Annotated in this window: 16 protein-coding genes; 7 read left to right on the top strand and 9 right to left on the bottom strand. The window is 64.5% G+C overall.

The window, feature by feature from the left end:
* Window positions 1–128: 128 nt before the first annotated feature.
* The 5 genes from M2337_RS09170 to ilvC all read left to right on the top strand — a co-directional run bounded on the left by M2337_RS09170 (window position 129) and on the right by ilvC (window position 5425).
* Window positions 129–1334 (top strand): collagen-binding domain-containing protein, encoded by a 1206-nt coding sequence (locus tag M2337_RS09170; protein ID WP_264569979.1) that lies wholly within the window; start codon window positions 129–131, stop codon window positions 1332–1334.
* A 243-nt stretch (window positions 1335–1577) separates the two neighbouring features.
* Entirely contained in the window at window positions 1578–3323 is a 1746-nt protein-coding gene (locus M2337_RS09165; RefSeq protein WP_264569978.1) for an acetolactate synthase 3 large subunit, read from the top strand.
* Window positions 3323–3685, top strand: a complete 363-nt coding sequence (locus M2337_RS09160) for a hypothetical protein (RefSeq protein ID WP_264569977.1) — start codon at window positions 3323–3325, stop codon at window positions 3683–3685. Before M2337_RS09165 ends, M2337_RS09160 begins: the two co-directional genes overlap by 1 nt.
* A gap of 49 nt (window positions 3686–3734) precedes the next feature.
* Window positions 3735–4247 carry an acetolactate synthase small subunit gene (gene ilvN / locus M2337_RS09155; protein ID WP_181559290.1) on the top strand — a complete coding sequence of 171 codons (513 nt, stop codon included), beginning with the start codon at window positions 3735–3737 and terminating at the stop codon, window positions 4245–4247.
* A gap of 158 nt (window positions 4248–4405) precedes the next feature.
* Window positions 4406–5425 (top strand): ketol-acid reductoisomerase, encoded by a 1020-nt coding sequence (gene ilvC, locus M2337_RS09150; protein ID WP_181559289.1) that lies wholly within the window; start codon window positions 4406–4408, stop codon window positions 5423–5425.
* 58 nt (window positions 5426–5483) lie between these two features.
* Here ilvC and M2337_RS09145 read toward each other — a convergent pair whose 3' ends face one another.
* The 3 genes from M2337_RS09145 to M2337_RS09135 form a co-directional block, all read right to left on the bottom strand.
* Complete coding sequence (locus M2337_RS09145; protein ID WP_264569976.1) at window positions 5484–6023, bottom strand: mismatch-specific DNA-glycosylase; 540 nt, start codon at window positions 6021–6023, stop codon at window positions 5484–5486.
* A gap of 88 nt (window positions 6024–6111) precedes the next feature.
* The gene (locus tag M2337_RS09140) at window positions 6112–7113 is read right to left on the bottom strand and encodes a TerC family protein (RefSeq protein WP_264569975.1); all 1002 of its coding nucleotides are present in this window, start codon (window positions 7111–7113) and stop codon (window positions 6112–6114) included.
* A 3-nt stretch (window positions 7114–7116) separates the two neighbouring features.
* A complete protein-coding gene (locus M2337_RS09135) occupies window positions 7117–7296 on the bottom strand; it encodes a hypothetical protein (protein ID WP_264569974.1) in 180 nt (59 codons plus the stop codon).
* A 280-nt stretch (window positions 7297–7576) separates the two neighbouring features.
* Here M2337_RS09135 and M2337_RS09130 point away from each other — a divergent pair, with 280 nt between their 5' ends.
* Both M2337_RS09130 and M2337_RS09125 read left to right on the top strand, forming a co-directional pair.
* Window positions 7577–8326: a sulfite exporter TauE/SafE family protein gene (locus M2337_RS09130; protein ID WP_264569973.1), complete on the top strand. Its 750-nt coding sequence runs from the start codon at window positions 7577–7579 to the stop codon at window positions 8324–8326.
* A gap of 115 nt (window positions 8327–8441) precedes the next feature.
* A complete protein-coding gene (locus M2337_RS09125) occupies window positions 8442–9059 on the top strand; it encodes a YceI family protein (protein ID WP_264569972.1) in 618 nt (205 codons plus the stop codon).
* A gap of 9 nt (window positions 9060–9068) precedes the next feature.
* Here the strand turns inward: M2337_RS09125 and M2337_RS09120 are convergent, their stop codons facing one another.
* The 6 genes from M2337_RS09120 to M2337_RS09095 form a co-directional block, all read right to left on the bottom strand.
* Window positions 9069–10841 carry an MFS transporter gene (locus M2337_RS09120; protein WP_264569971.1) on the bottom strand — a complete coding sequence of 591 codons (1773 nt, stop codon included), beginning with the start codon at window positions 10839–10841 and terminating at the stop codon, window positions 9069–9071.
* A complete protein-coding gene (locus M2337_RS09115) occupies window positions 10825–11589 on the bottom strand; it encodes an FkbM family methyltransferase (protein WP_264572222.1) in 765 nt (254 codons plus the stop codon). The genes M2337_RS09120 and M2337_RS09115 overlap by 17 nt, the downstream gene beginning before the upstream one ends.
* A 5-nt stretch (window positions 11590–11594) precedes the next feature.
* Window positions 11595–12779 carry a glycosyltransferase family 4 protein gene (locus M2337_RS09110; protein WP_264569970.1) on the bottom strand — a complete coding sequence of 395 codons (1185 nt, stop codon included), beginning with the start codon at window positions 12777–12779 and terminating at the stop codon, window positions 11595–11597.
* The gene (locus tag M2337_RS09105; protein WP_264569969.1) at window positions 12776–14116 is read right to left on the bottom strand and encodes a hypothetical protein; all 1341 of its coding nucleotides are present in this window, start codon (window positions 14114–14116) and stop codon (window positions 12776–12778) included. The genes M2337_RS09110 and M2337_RS09105 overlap by 4 nt, the downstream gene beginning before the upstream one ends.
* Before the next feature lie 16 nt (window positions 14117–14132).
* A complete protein-coding gene (locus M2337_RS09100) occupies window positions 14133–14873 on the bottom strand; it encodes a class I SAM-dependent methyltransferase (protein WP_264569968.1) in 741 nt (246 codons plus the stop codon).
* Window positions 14874–14939: 66 nt separating this feature from the next.
* Window positions 14940–16079 (bottom strand): glycosyltransferase family 2 protein, encoded by a 1140-nt coding sequence (locus tag M2337_RS09095; protein ID WP_264569967.1) that lies wholly within the window; start codon window positions 16077–16079, stop codon window positions 14940–14942.
* Window positions 16080–16154: the final 75 nt, after the last annotated feature.

Below are 16154 nucleotides of genomic sequence, written 5' to 3'. Positions count from 1 at the left end.
GGCCACCTGCTCGCCTGTGCCAAAACCGGACACGGCTTTCGACGTGCAAGATGAACGCTTCAACGCTCTGACAAATGGTATAAAGGCCGTTCATCTTTCGCCATCCCGCACCGACGGAGACCTGTTTCATGCTCAAGCGTTCGTCCCTTGCCATCGCGCTCGGCCTCGCCGCGTTTGCTAGCGCCCCCGCCCTCGCATCCGGCGATGCCGCTGCGGGCCTTGAAGCGCTCAAGAACTATAATCTCATCGTGCTGGGTGACGTGAACCTGAAGCATGATGTCGAGGGCAAGATGCTGGTCGGCGGCAACCTGACCGGCGCGAGCCAAGTCGGCATCGGCAATTCGAGCCAGGGCCAGACAAAGAATGCCGGTATTCCCGTTCTGACAGTAGGCGGCAATATCTCAAATTCCGATATCAAGGTGCATAACGGATCCAATGGCGGCGTCGGCACCATCGCCAGCGGCGGCAGTGCCTCGGTCGCCGGCAATGTCAGCAACAGCTGGCTGACGATGAACTCGACGCCCCGCACCGTGACGGTCGGCGGCAACTTCACGGGCAGCAGTCCCAACATCGGCAATGGCGACGTGTATACGATCGGCGGCAGCTTCTCCGGCGGGACGATCAACCAGAGTGGCGGCACGCTGAATGTCGGCGGCACGGCGTCGGGCAATTTCAACGGCGGCACGCGCAACTTCAATCTCGCCTCTGGCAATTCCGGCTATGCGGCCTCAGTCTCGGCACCCATCACGGCGACCGTGACCAAGGTCTCCGACGATGTGCGCGCGCTCTCGACGGCACTCGCCTCGCTCAACATGGCGAGCAACCCGAGCGGCTTCGACATCACCGGCACGGCCATGACGTTGAACGCCGTGGACAATGGCGCCGGCTATGCGCTGTTCTCCTTCAATGCGGCCGACTTCGCATCGATCAACAGCCTGAAGTACAACTTCTCGGGCACGACGCCGGTCATCATCAATGTGTTCGGCACCGATGTGAACCTGGGCTTCAACTCCAACGGCGCCAACCAGGCGAACAACCAGCAGGTCATCTGGAACTTCGTGAACGCGGAGACGCTCAACTTCTCCGGCAACATCTTTTATGGCTCGGTCCTGGCGCCCAGCGCCAGCCTGCTGATCCACACCCCGATCGAAGGTTCGGTCGTGGTCGGGCGCTATACTGATGGCAATGGCGGCGAGATCCACCTCGGCACCTTCAACGGCAACCTCAATCTGGTGCCCGTGCCCGAGCCTTCCACCTGGGCGATGATGATCATGGGCCTGGGCCTGACCGGTCTGGCGATGCGCCGCCGCGCGAAGACCGTCGCCTTCGCCTGACGGCCGCGATCTTCATCATCGTTGAAAAGCTGGAACGGCGCTGACTCTGGTCGGCGCCGTTTCCATTTGGGCAGCTGGCCGGAGCATTCCCGCTCAATAAAATGTTGCAGATTTTTCCATTATTGTAATTTTATTACTTAATATTGATTTGACACGGCATTTTATAATCCATAGAGGCACCAACCTTGTCAGGGCAGCTCCTTTCGACCAAGGGCGCTGCTAATGGTTTTCAAGGAGTTTCCCGTGGCCGAGAGAAGCGGCGCCGACATTCTGGTTCAATGCCTGCTCGATCTGGGGGTCGACACCGTGTTCGGCTATCCCGGCGGCGCGGTGCTGCCGATCTATGATACGATCTACGATCACCCGAAGATCCAGCACATTCTCGTGCGCCACGAGCAGGCTGCGGCCCACGCGGCCGAGGGCTATGCCCGCTCGACCGGCAAGCCGGGCGTCGTGCTCGTCACATCCGGCCCCGGCGCGACCAACGCGATCACCGGCATCACCGATGCACTGATGGACTCCATTCCGATGGTCGTCATCACCGGGCAGGTGCCGACGACGCTGATCGGTACGGATGCGTTCCAGGAAGCCGATACCGTCGGTCTCACCCGCCACTGCACCAAGCATAATTATCTGGTGAAGAGCCCGGCCGATCTCGCCGGCACGGTGCACGAGGCGTTCCACATCGCGACCTCCGGCCGCCCCGGCCCGGTCGTGATCGATATTCCCAAGGACGTGCAGGTTGCCACCGCCGCCTATGAGAAGCCCTCCCTGAACGCCCATCCCAGCTACCGGCCGCAAACCGAGCCGGATGCGGAGATGATCGACAAGGCCATTGCGCTCATTCTCGATGCCAAGCAGCCAGTCCTCTACACGGGCGGCGGCGTCATCAATTCCGGCCCCGCGGCCAGCGAAGCGCTGCGCGCGCTGGCCGACATGCTCGGCGCACCGGTCACCTCGACGCTCATGGGCCTGGGCGCCTACCCCGCCTCCTCGTCGCAATGGCTGGGCATGCTGGGGATGCACGGTACCTACGAAGCCAATTTCGCGATGAACAAGGCCGATCTCATCCTGGCGCTGGGTTCGCGGTTCGATGACCGCGTGACCGGCCGGCTGGATGCGTTCGCCCCGCTCAGCAAGAAAATCCATGTCGATATCGACCGCGGCTCGATCAACAAGATCGTGCCGGTGGACGTGCCCGTTGTCGCCGATGTCGGCCGCGCGATCGAGGCGATCATCGCTGGCCTCAAGGCGCGCGGGTTCAAGAAGCCCGATTACAGCGGTTGGTGGTCGCAGATCGACGAGTGGCGCGCACGCAAGAGCCTCGATTATGTCGAGACCGGCGAGGAAATCATGCCGCAGCGGGCCATCGCCGAGCTCTATAATGCGACCCGCGACCGCGACACGATCATCACGACCGAAGTGGGCCAGCACCAGATGTGGGCGGCCCAGCACTATCATTTCGAGGAACCGAACAAGTGGCTCACCTCGGGCGGGCTCGGCACCATGGGTTATGGCTTCCCGGCCGCGATCGGCGCCCAGCTCGGCAACCCCGATTCGCTGGTGATCGACGTGGCCGGCGATGCCTCGATCCAGATGAACATCCAGGAGCTTGGCACGGCGATCCAGTATCGCCTGCCGGTCAAGATCTTCATCCTGAACAACGAATATATGGGCATGGTTCGTCAGTGGCAGGAACTCACCTATGAGAGCCGCTATTCGCACAGCTACTCGGACAGCCTGCCCGATTTCGTGAAGCTGGCGGAAGCCTATGGCGCGACCGGCATTCGCATCGAGACGATGGACGAGCTGATCCCCGGCATCCGCCGGATGATCGACACGCCGGGTCCGGTCATTGTCGACTGCCGGGTGGCAAAGCTCTCCAACTGTTTCCCGATGATCCCGTCTGGCGCGGCGCATACCGATATGCTGCTCGAGCCCAGCCAGGTCTCGGGGACGATGGACGACGAGGCTAGGGCGCTGGTCTGATGACCCAGCCCGTCCGCCTTCGCCTCCATGTCAGCGAGCCGTTCGATTTCGAGCGGCACAATGAGAGTGCCGATCTGTTCGGCACTACGCGCGACCATGGCGACGAGGATGCGGGCGAGTGGGTGATCGAACTGGAAAGCCGGTTTCAATTCAACGAGCGGGATTATGACAGCGTTCTGGTGTCGCCCCGCTATGTTGGAGAGCCGCTGCGCCGGGTGTTCGATGCGATGCTGGGCGAACCGGTGCGCATCGCCCACCGCACGCCCGAGGGTTGGCATTATGCCATGACCGGCATGCTCTCGGTCGCGCCGCCCCTCAGTGATGGCCCGGCCGGGACGCCAGACGATCCAACCGGTCTCTGACCGACCTGATTTTGAACTCATTGCGATTTCTTGACGAGGACGAAGAGTGATGCACATCCGCCAGGAGGACAGCGAACGCCATGTGCTGTCCGTCACGGTCACCAACGAGGCAGGCATTCTCGCGCGGATCGCGGGTCTGTTTTCGGCACGCGGCTATAATATCGAGAGCCTGACCGTCGCGGACGTGAGCGCGGACCACAAGGTCAGCCGCATCACCATCGTGACCAATGGCCCGCCGCGCGTGATCGACCAGATCATTGCCCAGCTGGAGCGACTTGTGCCGGTGCACAAGGTGACCGACCTCACCGAAATCGGCCCCTTCGTGGAGCGCGAGCTGGCGCTGGTGAAGGTCGCCGGCACTGGCGAGGCGCGCATCGAGGCGCTGCGGCTGGCGGACGTGTTCCGCGCCAAGGTGGTCGATACCACGCTGGAGAGCTTCGTCTTCGAGATCACTGGGCCGAGCAGCAAGGTCGATACGTTCGTCGGCCTGATGCGCGAGCTGGGGCTCGTTGAAGTGGGCCGCACCGGCGTTGTCGGGATGCTGCGGGGCGCCGCCGCCTGAATTTAGACAGTCCACCCCGCAGAAAACCGCGACACCGGCTTGGCTTTGCCGGCTGAAAGGTGCAGGAGCGGTCCGCCGGCGGGGGCCGACACGAAATTTTTTTACATGGATGCCGACACAGGTCGGCCCGATGAACTGAAAGAGAAGGGTTCTGGGACATGCGTGTTTATTACGATCGCGATGCCGATATCGGCCTCATCAAGGGCAAGAAGGTCGCCATCCTCGGCTATGGCAGCCAGGGCCATGCCCATGCGCAGAACCTGCGCGATTCGGGCGTTGCTGAAGTCGCGATCGCGCTGCGTCCCGGCTCGCCCTCGGCCACCAAGGCAGAAGGCGCCGGCTTCAAGGTGCTCGCAAATGCGGATGCTGCCAAGTGGGCCGACGTGCTGATGATCCTCGCACCCGACGAACATCAGGCCGCGATCTACGAGAACGATATCAAGGGCAATCTGCGCCCCGGCGCCGCGCTGGCGTTCGCGCACGGCCTCAACGTCCACTTCGGCCTCATCGAGCCGCCGGCAGATGTCGACGTGATCATGATCGCGCCGAAGGGCCCGGGTCACACCGTGCGCGGCGAATATGTGAAGGGCGGCGGCGTGCCGTGCCTCATCGCCGTTCATCAGGACGCGACCGGCAATGCCCATGACATCGCCCTCTCCTACGCCTCGGGCGTCGGCGGCGGTCGCTCGGGCATCATCGAAACCAATTTCAAGGAAGAGTGCGAGACCGACCTGTTCGGCGAGCAGGCTGTTCTCTGCGGTGGCCTCACCCACCTCATCCAGGCCGGTTTTGAGACGCTGGTAGAAGCCGGTTACGCGCCGGAAATGGCCTATTTCGAGTGCCTCCACGAGGTGAAGCTGATCGTCGACCTGATGTATGAGGGCGGCATCGCCAACATGCGCTACTCGATCTCCAACACCGCCGAATATGGCGACATCACCACCGGTCCGCGCATCATCACCGAAGAGACCAAGTGGGAGATGAAGAAGGTACTGGAGGACATCCAGTCCGGCCGCTTCGTCAAGAACTTCGTGCTCGACAACCGCGCCGGCCAGCCGGAGCTGAAGGCCAGCCGCAAGGCGGCTGCCGCTCACCCGATCGAGCAGACCGGTGCCCAGTTGCGCGCCATGATGCCCTGGATCGGCGCCAACAAGCTGGTGGATCAGGCCAAGAACTAAGCCTTACCGGCATCGCCTAGATATGGGGCGGCGGACCGTTGGTTCGCCGCCCTTTCTCTTACGCGCTGCCATTCACCAGATCGGCCAGCGCCTGCCATGGCGCGATATTCCAGTAACGCCGCGCCGAGCCGGACGGCGAAGGCAGCACGAACAGCCGCGTCCTCCCAATGCGCTCACTCTGTTCGCCCAGCCCGATCCGGCCCGTCGGGCGATCGAGCAGACGGCTGGCGCCAGTCTTGCTGGTGAAGGCGAGGATAGCGGGCTGATAGCACAGCATTTTTTCGCGCAGCACCGCCCCATCCAGCGCGTCGGCCGGCAGCTCGGCATCATTGCCGAAATGACCTTTGGAAAGATCGGTGAGGCCGATGCCCAGATCCAGCAATCGCGGATAATCGCGCGGCGAGATCCGCTCCGGCGTCAGCCCGACCTCGTGCAGCGTGCGCCAGAACAAATTGGTCGGATTGGCATAATAAGCGCGCGCCTGCGCCGACTGGCGCCCGAGCGCCGTTCCGCAGAAGACCAGCCGCAAGCCCGGCGCCAACAGGTCCGGCACGGTGAAGTCATCCGGCAACGGACCTGATCTGGGCAAAACCATCATGCCCCTCATGTAGGCCGCAGAGGACCGCCCGGTAAGGGGATGAGATGAAAACGCCTCCCCGTCGTGCAGAGAGGCGTTCGGGATCGCGTCAGACGTTGTTGGCCTCGGCAGGCGGCAGCACCACCGGCTCGCCGCGCGTCTTCCACAAAGAGTAGAATACGCCGCCCGCCAGAATGACGAAGGTGACGCTGAGCGACACCACCGGCGGGATCTTGGCGATGCCGAGCGCATCGGCCAGGACGATCTTGGAGCCGATGAACACCAGCAACAGGCTGAGCGCATATTTGAGGTAGTGGAAGCGATGCACCATCGCCGCCAGGGCGAAATACAGCGCACGCAGGCCCAGAATGGCGAAGATGTTCGAGGTGTAGACGATGAACGGATCGGTGGTGATGGCGAAGATCGCCGGCACCGAGTCTACCGCGAACACCACGTCGACGAACTCGACCATCAGTAGCGCTAGGAACAGCGGCGTCATGTAGCGCACCGTCCGCCCGGTCGCGCCATCGGGCAGCTTCACCCAGAAGTGATTGCCGTGCAGCTCCTCCGTCACCCGGAAGCGGCGCTTGATCCACCGCAGCACGGGCGATTTGCCGACCTCATATTCGGATTCTGCATTGCGCCACATCTTGATGCCGGTGAAGATGAGGAAGGCGGCGAAGACATACAGCACCCAATCCCACCGCTGAACGGCCGCAGCACCGAAGCCGATCATGAGCGCGCGGAGCACGATGACGCCGAGAATGCCCCAGAACAGCACGCGGTGCTGGTACAGGCGCGGAATGCCGAAATAGGTGAAGATCATCGCGATGACGAAGACATTGTCCATCGCCAGGCTCTTCTCGACCACGAAGCCCGTGACGTAATTCAGCCCCGCCGTCGGCCCAAGCTGCCACCAGATCCAGCCGCCAAAGGCTAGGCCGAGCGTAATGTAGAAGGCGGACATGGCGAGGCTCTCGCGCACGCCGATTTCCTTCTCCTCCTTGTGAAGCACGCCCAGATCGAAGACCAGCAGCGCCAGCACGAGGCCCATGAACATGAGCCACATCCAGGCCGGCTTGCCGAGCCAGAGAATATCCAGAAATTCCATGCGTCAGGCCCCCAGTGCCCGGGGACCGGCCAGCGAGCGGCGCAAGCGGCTCATCAGCGCATCGCGGCGCAGACGCAAGCGCGCGACGAGGCGCCCATCGGGCCGCGCCTTGCCCCGTTCGCTGGACAGCGCATCATCGACGCGTTGCAGCAGGACCATCAGATTGAACGTGAAGATATTCATGAACGTCATCCTCCAAAGTGCGTTGCACGTGATCGGATGACTGGATGCCTGAGCCTGAAAAACCGAACCTGCACCGGTATCACCCGATGCGGTCCGACATCGCGAGGCGCTCATGTTTGAGCGCTGCGCCAGAGGGGCCCGGTCCGCAGGCGGCATTTTGGAGATAGCGCGGCAGGTTTCAAGAGGGCGACGCGAAAAAACTTGCGTCGAGCGGCGACCGAGGCGCTATGCCAGATGACATCGCGCCTGCCGGGCCGCGAAGCCCGAGGTCTCGATCCCCATGCCACTCGATCCCTTCTACATTCTTTGCGCGGTGGTCGCCGTGGTGATTTCCGGCCTCGCCAAGGGTGGCTTTTCCGGCGCGGGCTCGCTGGCCATGCCTATCCTCGCCCTTGCGATCGACCCGGTGCGGGCCGCGGCTATCCTGCTGCCGATCCTGATCGTGCAGGACGTTGTCGGCGTCTGGGCGTTCCGCCGCACCTGGGATGCGCATGTGCTAGCCGTGATGATCCCCGGCATGACCATTGGCGTGGCGCTGGGCTATTTCTTCTCCGCGCAGGTTTCGGCGGATGTCGTGCTCGGCGTGCTCGGCGCGATCTCGATCCTGTTCGGCTTGCAGCGCCTGTGGGTCGAGCGGGGCCATGCAATCACCCTGCCCTCCAATTCCCCGGCATGGCTGGGCGTGCTGTTCGGCGTCGCGTCGGGCTTCACCAGCCACGTCGCCCATGCCGGTTCGCCGCCCTTCCAGATGTGGGTGCTGCCGCGCAAGCTGCCGCGCGATACGCTGGTCGGCACCACCGCCATCGCCTTTGCGGTGATGAACTGGATCAAGGTGCCAGCCTATGCCGGGCTCGGCCAGTTCACCCGCGCCAATCTGCTCGCGACCGGCGTGCTGATCCCCCTCGCCCTCATCTCCACGATGCTGGGCGTGAAGCTGGTCCGCAAGGTCGATCCTGAGCGCTTCTATGTGCTGATCTATGTCCTCATGATCCTGCTCGGCGTGAAACTGCTGGCCGATGCGCTGATGTAAATCCGGCGCGCTCCGGGCTGCACCCCTGCAATCCCCTGATGACAGCGGCGAGCGGCACGCTATGCTAAGGCGTATCGTTCTCAATCCCCCTCGCAGACGATCAGGAGACACAGATATGCGCCTCATTCACGCTGCCCTTCCCGCTCTTCTTCTTGCCGGCATCACCGGCGGGCTGGTCGCACAGCCCGGCAAGCCGGACCCGGCCGCTCTTTCCGGCGGCACCTATACCGCCGATCCCGGCCACACGCTGGTGAAGTGGGAAGTCGATCATCTGGGCTTCACGCCCTATTTCGGCATTTTCGGTGACATCACCGGCACGCTCCAGCTCGACCCCAAAAACCCTTCGGCGGCCAAGGTCGATGTAACCATCCCCGTCTCCAAGGTCACCACCGCCAGCGCGGGTCTGACGGCTCACCTGCTGCGCGCCGGCAAGGATGGCAAGGCCGCCGACTTCTTCGGCCCGACGCCCGCCGACGCCCGCTTCGTCTCGACCAGCGTCGTCGTGGACGGCCAGGCCGCCAAGATCACCGGCAACTTCACGCTGAACGGCGTGACCAAGCCGGTGACGCTGGACGCGCGCTTCTATGGCGCCGGCATGGGCATGGGTAACAAGGAAAATATCGGCTTCACCGCCACCGGCTCGATCAAGCGCAGCGACTTTGGCGTTGCTTACGGCCTGCCGATGGTGGGTGACGAGGTTAAGCTCGAGATTGTCGCCGGCTTCACCAAGTAAGCGCTGAGACTATCCGGCCGGTGAGTCGATCACCGGCCGGTCACAGCCCATGCGCGCAAGATGGGCGCGCCGCGCGACGATCCCGTCATCCCCCTTGAAGATTGGCGAGAGCGGATAGACGCCGAGCGGCTGGAACTGCCGAAAATCCATCACCGCCACATCATAGCGTGCGCACAGGGCCGCCAGATCGGTGGCCTTGAGCATTTGCAGGGCCATCACCGCCGGCTTGCCGGGCGCACCATCGGCGCCGAAGCGCACAAGGTCGGTCATGAAATAGCCGCCGCGAATATCGACCAGCACCACATCGGCATCGGACGCGCGAATGGCGGCCATCGTCTTGGCATAGCCCCGCACATAACGCTCCGTATCGCGCGCCTGCCAGAGCGTACCCAGTAGCGCGAACAGAGCACCGGCCACCAGCAGCACCCGGCCATAGCGCGCATCGCGCGGCACGACGGCGTGCCAGCCCAGCCCGGCGAGGAGGCAGAGCGCACCGATCTGGCCATGCATATAGCGGAAACCCCAGCCATAGCCCTGATACAACGCAAGGCAGAGACCGGCGATCACGCCCAGCAGCAGCGGTACAGTCACCGGCACGTCACGCCACACACTCCGCCAGCGCACGCCCAACACTGCCAGGCCGGCGAGCGGCAGGAGCAGCAGATTGTTCCAGGCGATCAGCCGCGAAATGTTCAGCAGCGGCTGGAGATCATCGAGCCGGCCGAACAGGCTGATCAACTTGTCGACGATGCTGTTGGTGCGGTGGACATCGCTTGGCGGTGCCGGGCCGACCAGCTCGGCCAGTGCCATCGGCCAGAGCCGGGCCCAGATCACCATCAGCGCGAGCGCGACACAGATATGGAACAGCGCCGGACCCCAGCGGCGATTGGCGGCCATCCACAGGATGAACGGCGCGATAAACAGCAGCGGGAAGTGCCACTGATGCAGCCCCGCGGCCAGAACTGCGACCAATGCCGCCAGTCCATGCCCCAGCGCCCCGCCACGCAAGACCAGCGCCAGCCAGATCATGTTGAACGCGAAATGGCTCGTCATCGCATAAGGCGTCATGCCGGTGACGAGCAATTGCGCGGAGGTGAGCGCCATAACCATCGTCACCAGCGCAGCATCGCGCCGATCCGGGTTGAGGCGCCGTGCGATATACCAGAGCGCGACAAGGCCCGCGCCGAGGGTCAGCGGGGCGGCGAGATCAGCCAGCCCGACGCGCTGAAACAGACTGCGGATTGCGGCATGGACCGGAAGATAGATCGAGGTCCAATGCGTATCCGAGCCGTAGGGACTGTAGAATTCCGGCTGCATCGCATGGCGGACAGCATTCCAGGCTTCGGGAATCGGCCAGCCGATCATACCGTGGGCGAGCGCGCCCGCCGTCAGCTCGACCATCACCTCGTCGCGCGAGACGCTGTAGCCATGGAAGACCCAGGTCCGCCCCAGCCAGGCGAGCAGAACAACGATGAGGATGCCGACGGGAACGAGCGCCGTGCCGGTGAAGGTGCCGCCACTTGCGCGCTGGTCAGCCAGCCGACCGCCTCGCGCCCGGAGGCCGACGATAAAACCCGCGACCAAAAGGCCAAACGCCTGCGCGTCCAGCATCCACATATCCTGCCGGGCGAACAGATATTCGGAGATGCTCCGGCCGGACTGGCCGCGCAAATGCCACATCCAGGTGCCCCAGCTGAGCGCGAGGGACAGCAGTCCGCCCGCCACCAGCGCCGTTGCGAGAGCCAGCGGGCGCCCGTGCGCCGGATCAGACGATCGGGACATTGCCCTCACGCGCCAGATCTGCGCGAATGAACAGGCCGTCCATTTCCACCAGCAGCGGGAAATGGCCCTTGTTGTTGGCGAACACCGCATTGGGCACGAAGCCGCCGCGCTCCAGAAGCGCGATCATCGTGCGATAGTCCGTCGCGCCATCGTAGAGCGGCCGCACCGACAGTTCGGTCTGCGCGGCGGTGATCCGCCCGGCGACCGCGCTGGCCCCAGACCAGACCTGCGCGTCATGCCCCTGCGTATCCATCTTGAGAAGAATCGCCTTGGCATCGCGCGCCGGCTGCAGATCGGGCAGCAGCGTATCGAGCCGGGCGCAGGGCACATGCACGGTGCGCGTGACCTTGTTGCGCTCGGCAAAAATCTGCTCGAGGCCGTCCTGCGGGGCATTGAGCGAGCTGAACTGGTCGGCCGCCATCAGGTGGAAGGTCGCTTCGCCATCCCGATCCGACAGGGCGATATTGTGGACGTGCCACTGCGCATCCTTGCCGGCGATCTCCACCAGCTTCGCGCAGACCTCGGGATGCGGCTCGAACGAGAGGATCGTGCCGCGAAAGCCGACATCCTTGCGCAGCATGGTGGCATATTGCCCTGCATTGGCGCCGACATCGATCACGCAATCGATGCCGAAATGCGCGATCAGCCGGCGCAGCGAGACGATCTCGCCATATTGATGCTGGCGGCCGACAAGGCCCAGCCGCACGGCCAGCCAGCGGTCGCGCAGTTCGCGGCGGTAGCGGCGCAGGTCGATCATGCCGCGCTCTCCCCGACTATACGCCCCGTTCTGGCCGCGAAACGCTCACGGGCGGTCTGGTAGGCCTCTTGCGTCTGCGCGGCGGCGACATCCCATCCGGTCATCACCTGACCATGGGCGCGCGCGGCCTCGCCCGCCTCCTGCCGCCGCCGCGCATCGACGATGAGCTGGCGCAGGGCCACCGCCAGCGCCGGGGCATTGCCCGCCGGAAAGCGCGTCGCCACGGCATCGGGAAGGTCGCCGAACATTCCGGCATCGCTGGTCACCATGGCGGCGCCATAGCGCAGCGCGGAGAGGAAGGCACCGCTCGAATCGATCTCGCGATAGGGAAACGCCAGAATGTCCGCCGCGCGCAGATGCGCATCGAGGCGATGCTCGGTGAGGAAGCCGAGATCGGTCACCAGCCGCTCGCTAAAGCCGCCGCCATGAATGGCCTGCAGAAACGCCTCCACCGGCATGAACGGCTTGCCGGCAATCGCCAGCTCGAAGACGAGCCCGTCCCGCCAGAGATCGAGACAGGCCTGCACCAGCAAATCCAGCCCCTTGTAGGGCCGAATCGTGCCGAAGAAGAGAATGCGTGGCACAGTTCCGCGCGGGACGGCGGCCAGATCCTCCGCCGTTGCCTCCCGCAAGGTCATCGGCGGATGCGGCACCAGCGCGATGTCGGCAGGGTCGATCCCCTGCTTGAGCAGCGTATCGCGCGTCTGCTCGCCATGGACGATCAGCAGATCGAACTGCCGCAGCAGCGCCTCATAGCCGCGCCCCTGCACGCCCGACCGATCCTCGCCATGGAACGGGCGCGCATTGTGGACAGTGTGGACCAGTGCCGTCCGGCCGGCCAGCCGATCAAGCAGGATCTTGTCCACCATCGCCAGTGGCAGCCACTGGAAATGCGCCACATCGCCCGCCAGAGAGCCGAGGCGGCCGAGGCGGGCATCCAGCGCATAATCGGCGGCCTTGGCGATCTGCCCGACGCGGCCATCCCCCAGCACCGGCCGCAGCCGCTCGCCGATGCGGAAGAAGCGGGGCTCATAGCGGTAGCGCTTGGGCACAATGGCATCGGTTTCGCGCATCGGCCGGCCAATCAATGTCACGTCATTGCCGCGCGCGGCCAGCGCTTCACACAGCCCATCATCATAGCGCGGCGTGAACAGCGAGGGGTCGATCATCGAAATCTTCACACGCTGCCCCTTGCCTGCGCCTTTGTGCCCCGCGCTCCTGTCAGATGCATCAGCATACGCCCATGAACCAGCCCCAGCGAAACATGAACAGCGGCGTAGAGAGCCAGAAACCCGGCGGAGAGAGTCCAACCGAGGCTCTCATGCATGGGCATGGCGAGCGGAACCGCCAGCACACTGCCGAGCAACAGCAGCATCGAAGGCCGCAGCAAGGCCCCGAACCGCCCAAGTCCCCACTGCAAATAGACCGAGACGCAAATGAGACTGAGGCCGAAGAGTAGCGCAATCATCATTGCAATTTCAGAATATTGCAGGTCGAGATTGCCATCGAATATGATGTGAGCAACCAGTTTTCCCGCGATCAGCAGTCCGATGCTACCTGCCATCGTGGCACCCAGCGACCAGCCAAGGCAGCGCAGGACAGCGCGCCGCACGCCGGCCCCATCGCCCTGATAGGCCGCGCGGGTCAGGCCGGGCAGAACCGTCTCCGCAAGAGCGCGAATGACGGCGGACAGCGAGCGGGACAGCTTGAACACCAGATCGAAGAGCAGCAGCGGCCGTGGGTCCGGCGTCACCGCCACAATGGTGAAATAGGGTGCGTTATAGGCGCCGACATCACACAGCGTGAGAAGGCCGGTGCGGCCGAAATCGGAGAGATAATGCACCCGCACCGCCGCCAGCCCCGGCCCCAGCACGAACCAGTCGCGCCGCCGCATCGCCAATGTCGCGTGGAAGGTCGCAAGCCCGGCGCACAGCACCCCGAGCGCGACGACCAGTTGAATGAGCACCGACGCAAGGATCGGCAGCGGCCCGAGCGCGGCCAGTAGCAGCGCGAGGCCCGAGATACGGCGGATGCTGTCGAGCGCTTCCCACCAGAGATTGTGATCGACCGCCGCCAGCGCCCGCCGCGCCAGCAGGGTGAGCAGATTGAAGGCGGCGACGAGATAGAAGGTGATGAACAGCGCCGGATAGTCGGTCTTGAGCCAGCCCGTCGCGATGGCGCCACCGATAAGCACGGCACCCAAGGCCACGAGGCCAGCAAGAATCCACAGCAGGGCGACCAGCTCGGCGGGATCGAACGCGCCCTCCCCGCTCACCCGCAAGCGCCGCAGCCGTGCATAGGCGATGGCGCTAAGGCCAAGCTCGGCGGACACCGTGAAGTTGGCGAACGCGACCAGCAGCAGAAAGCCGCGAAACTCCTCAAGGGGGAGAATGCGCACGAACACGAAGGTGACGACGAAACCCCACAGCATGGCGAGGGCCACATTGCCCAGCTTCACCAGCCCGAGCAGCCCGGAATGACGCTCAAGACGCCCCGCCAGCGCAATCAGGCCGGCCATCACCCCCGCAGGCTCATCATGCCGGACGACGGGCGCGGAACAGCGTATCGGCCAATGCCTCCCGCCTGACCGCTTCGGCCGGACGGGATGCGGCGTCGATCAATTCCACCTCGAACCCTGCCGCGCGGATGCGCTCGGCAAAGTCGCGGCCATATTGGCGGACATGATCCCACTGGCCGAAGCGCCGCTCCCGCTCGCGGCCGGAGAGATCCGGCGGGCCATCCTCGCTGGGGCGATCCCACAGCGGCACGAGCAGCCAGGCCTCGCCGCCGGGCTTGAGCGCCCGCAGCAGATTGCGCAGCACCACCGCGTCGTCTGGCACATGCTCCATCACATGGCTGGCATAGATGCGGTCGTATCGCGACTCGTCGGTCATCGCCATCAGGTCGAGGTGCTGGACGCCGGGGACGGCGTAGCGGGAGGGGTCGATATCGGCGGGCACATAATCGCCGGCATGGGCGCGGAACCGCTCGATCAGGCTCGCCTCGCCCGGCGCGCAATGCAGCACCGCGCTCCAGGCCGGCAGGGTGATGACGCCTTCATCGAGGAGATGGTGCATCAGCCGTTCGCGCGGCGATGCGCCGCAATCGAGGCACCCCCATTCCGCTTCATCGCCATAGCGGAAGAAGCCCACCACATCGCGCCGGCACGCCGGGCAGTGCCGGTCACGCGCAGCACCGAAGGCTGACCGCACGGCCAGTTCGGCTCTCGAGAAATGCTTACCTGCGGCCTTGCGCACGCGCTGCATGGTGATCATGGCGCGAGCCTATACAATGCTGCACCCCGAAAGCGAGAGGAACCGCACATCTTTGCGTGTGCGACGTCAGTCGCGGGACTTGGCGGGCGTCCACAGCGTGAAGGTCTGCCCGCGCATGGCGAGCAGCACGCCCTTCAAAGTCGCCATATAGGCCAGCAAAAGATCGAAGATCGCCGCGAGCGGCCCGCGCCGTGCCATCGCGCCCAGCATCGCCAGCACCAGCCCGGCCGCCACCAGCGCGACGGCGGCAACAGGCGTGATCCGCCAGGCCAGCGCCAGCGCCGCCAGCACCGCCAGAGCGATCCACAGGCCACCGAACCAGCGCACAATCTTGCGCGAGCCATATTTGAACCGGTCGAGCCGGCTCATCCGCCGCAATCCCGGCCGCAAATGCCGGTGCGTGTGCCAACTGCGGGCGGCGATCCGCACCTTGCGGCGATATTCGTCGGCGCGCTGCGCCACCATCGCCTCGCGGGCGATCACGTCCTTGGCCTTGATGAGTCGCTTACCGGCAAAGACCACGGCCATGGAGACGGTGAGATCGTCCAGCACGCTGTCGGGGAAATCAGGATAGAGCGCGCGCCGGATAGAGAAGATCGATCCGTCCGCCCCCATCACATTGCCGGTGCGCGACTCGAGATCCTTGAGATGCTCCTCAAGCCGCCAGTAGAGCGCGCCCACAGACGCCGAGGCACTGCGATCCGCGCCGTCATAATGCAGCGAGCCGAGCACGCCGCCGACTTGCGGATCGGCATAATATGGCAGCAGCGCATCGATGGCGTCTGCATCGAGCAGCACATTGGCGTCGGTGAAGACCAGGATGTCGCCAGTGGCCATGGCCGCCAGCTGCTTCATCCCGTGCGCCTTGCCGCTGCGGCCCGGACCGCGCAGCAGGGTGAGGACGCCCTGTGCCTGCGCCAGCAGATCGCCTGTGCCATCGCTGGACCCATCGTCGAAGGCGAGGATCTGTGATGCCGGATGCCGCGCTTTGAGCGCACGCAGATTCTCGATCTTCGTGGGCAGCGATGCGGCCTCGTTATAAGCGCAGAAGAGCAGCGAGACGGTGGGCGGGGCCGCTGCACCCGCTTGCTGGACCGGCTTGGTCGGCAGCATTCGCAGAATGAGCGGATAGATCAGGAACGGCCAGACCAGCAACACCGCACATAGCACGATGACGAGGGCGAGGATCACATCGACGGGCGTCATCGTACGTGTCCCCTCCGGGCTGCCTTGTTCTCCTGCGAAAGCAGGAGTCCAGGGCCGCCAAGTCCGTCCGCTGCG

Source organism: Sphingobium sp. B2D3A (genome assembly GCF_025961795.1).
Classification (GTDB): Bacteria; Pseudomonadota; Alphaproteobacteria; order Sphingomonadales; family Sphingomonadaceae; genus Sphingobium.
Note: the sequence above shows the minus strand (reverse complement) of the source record. Positions and strands in the feature narration are given on the sequence as shown.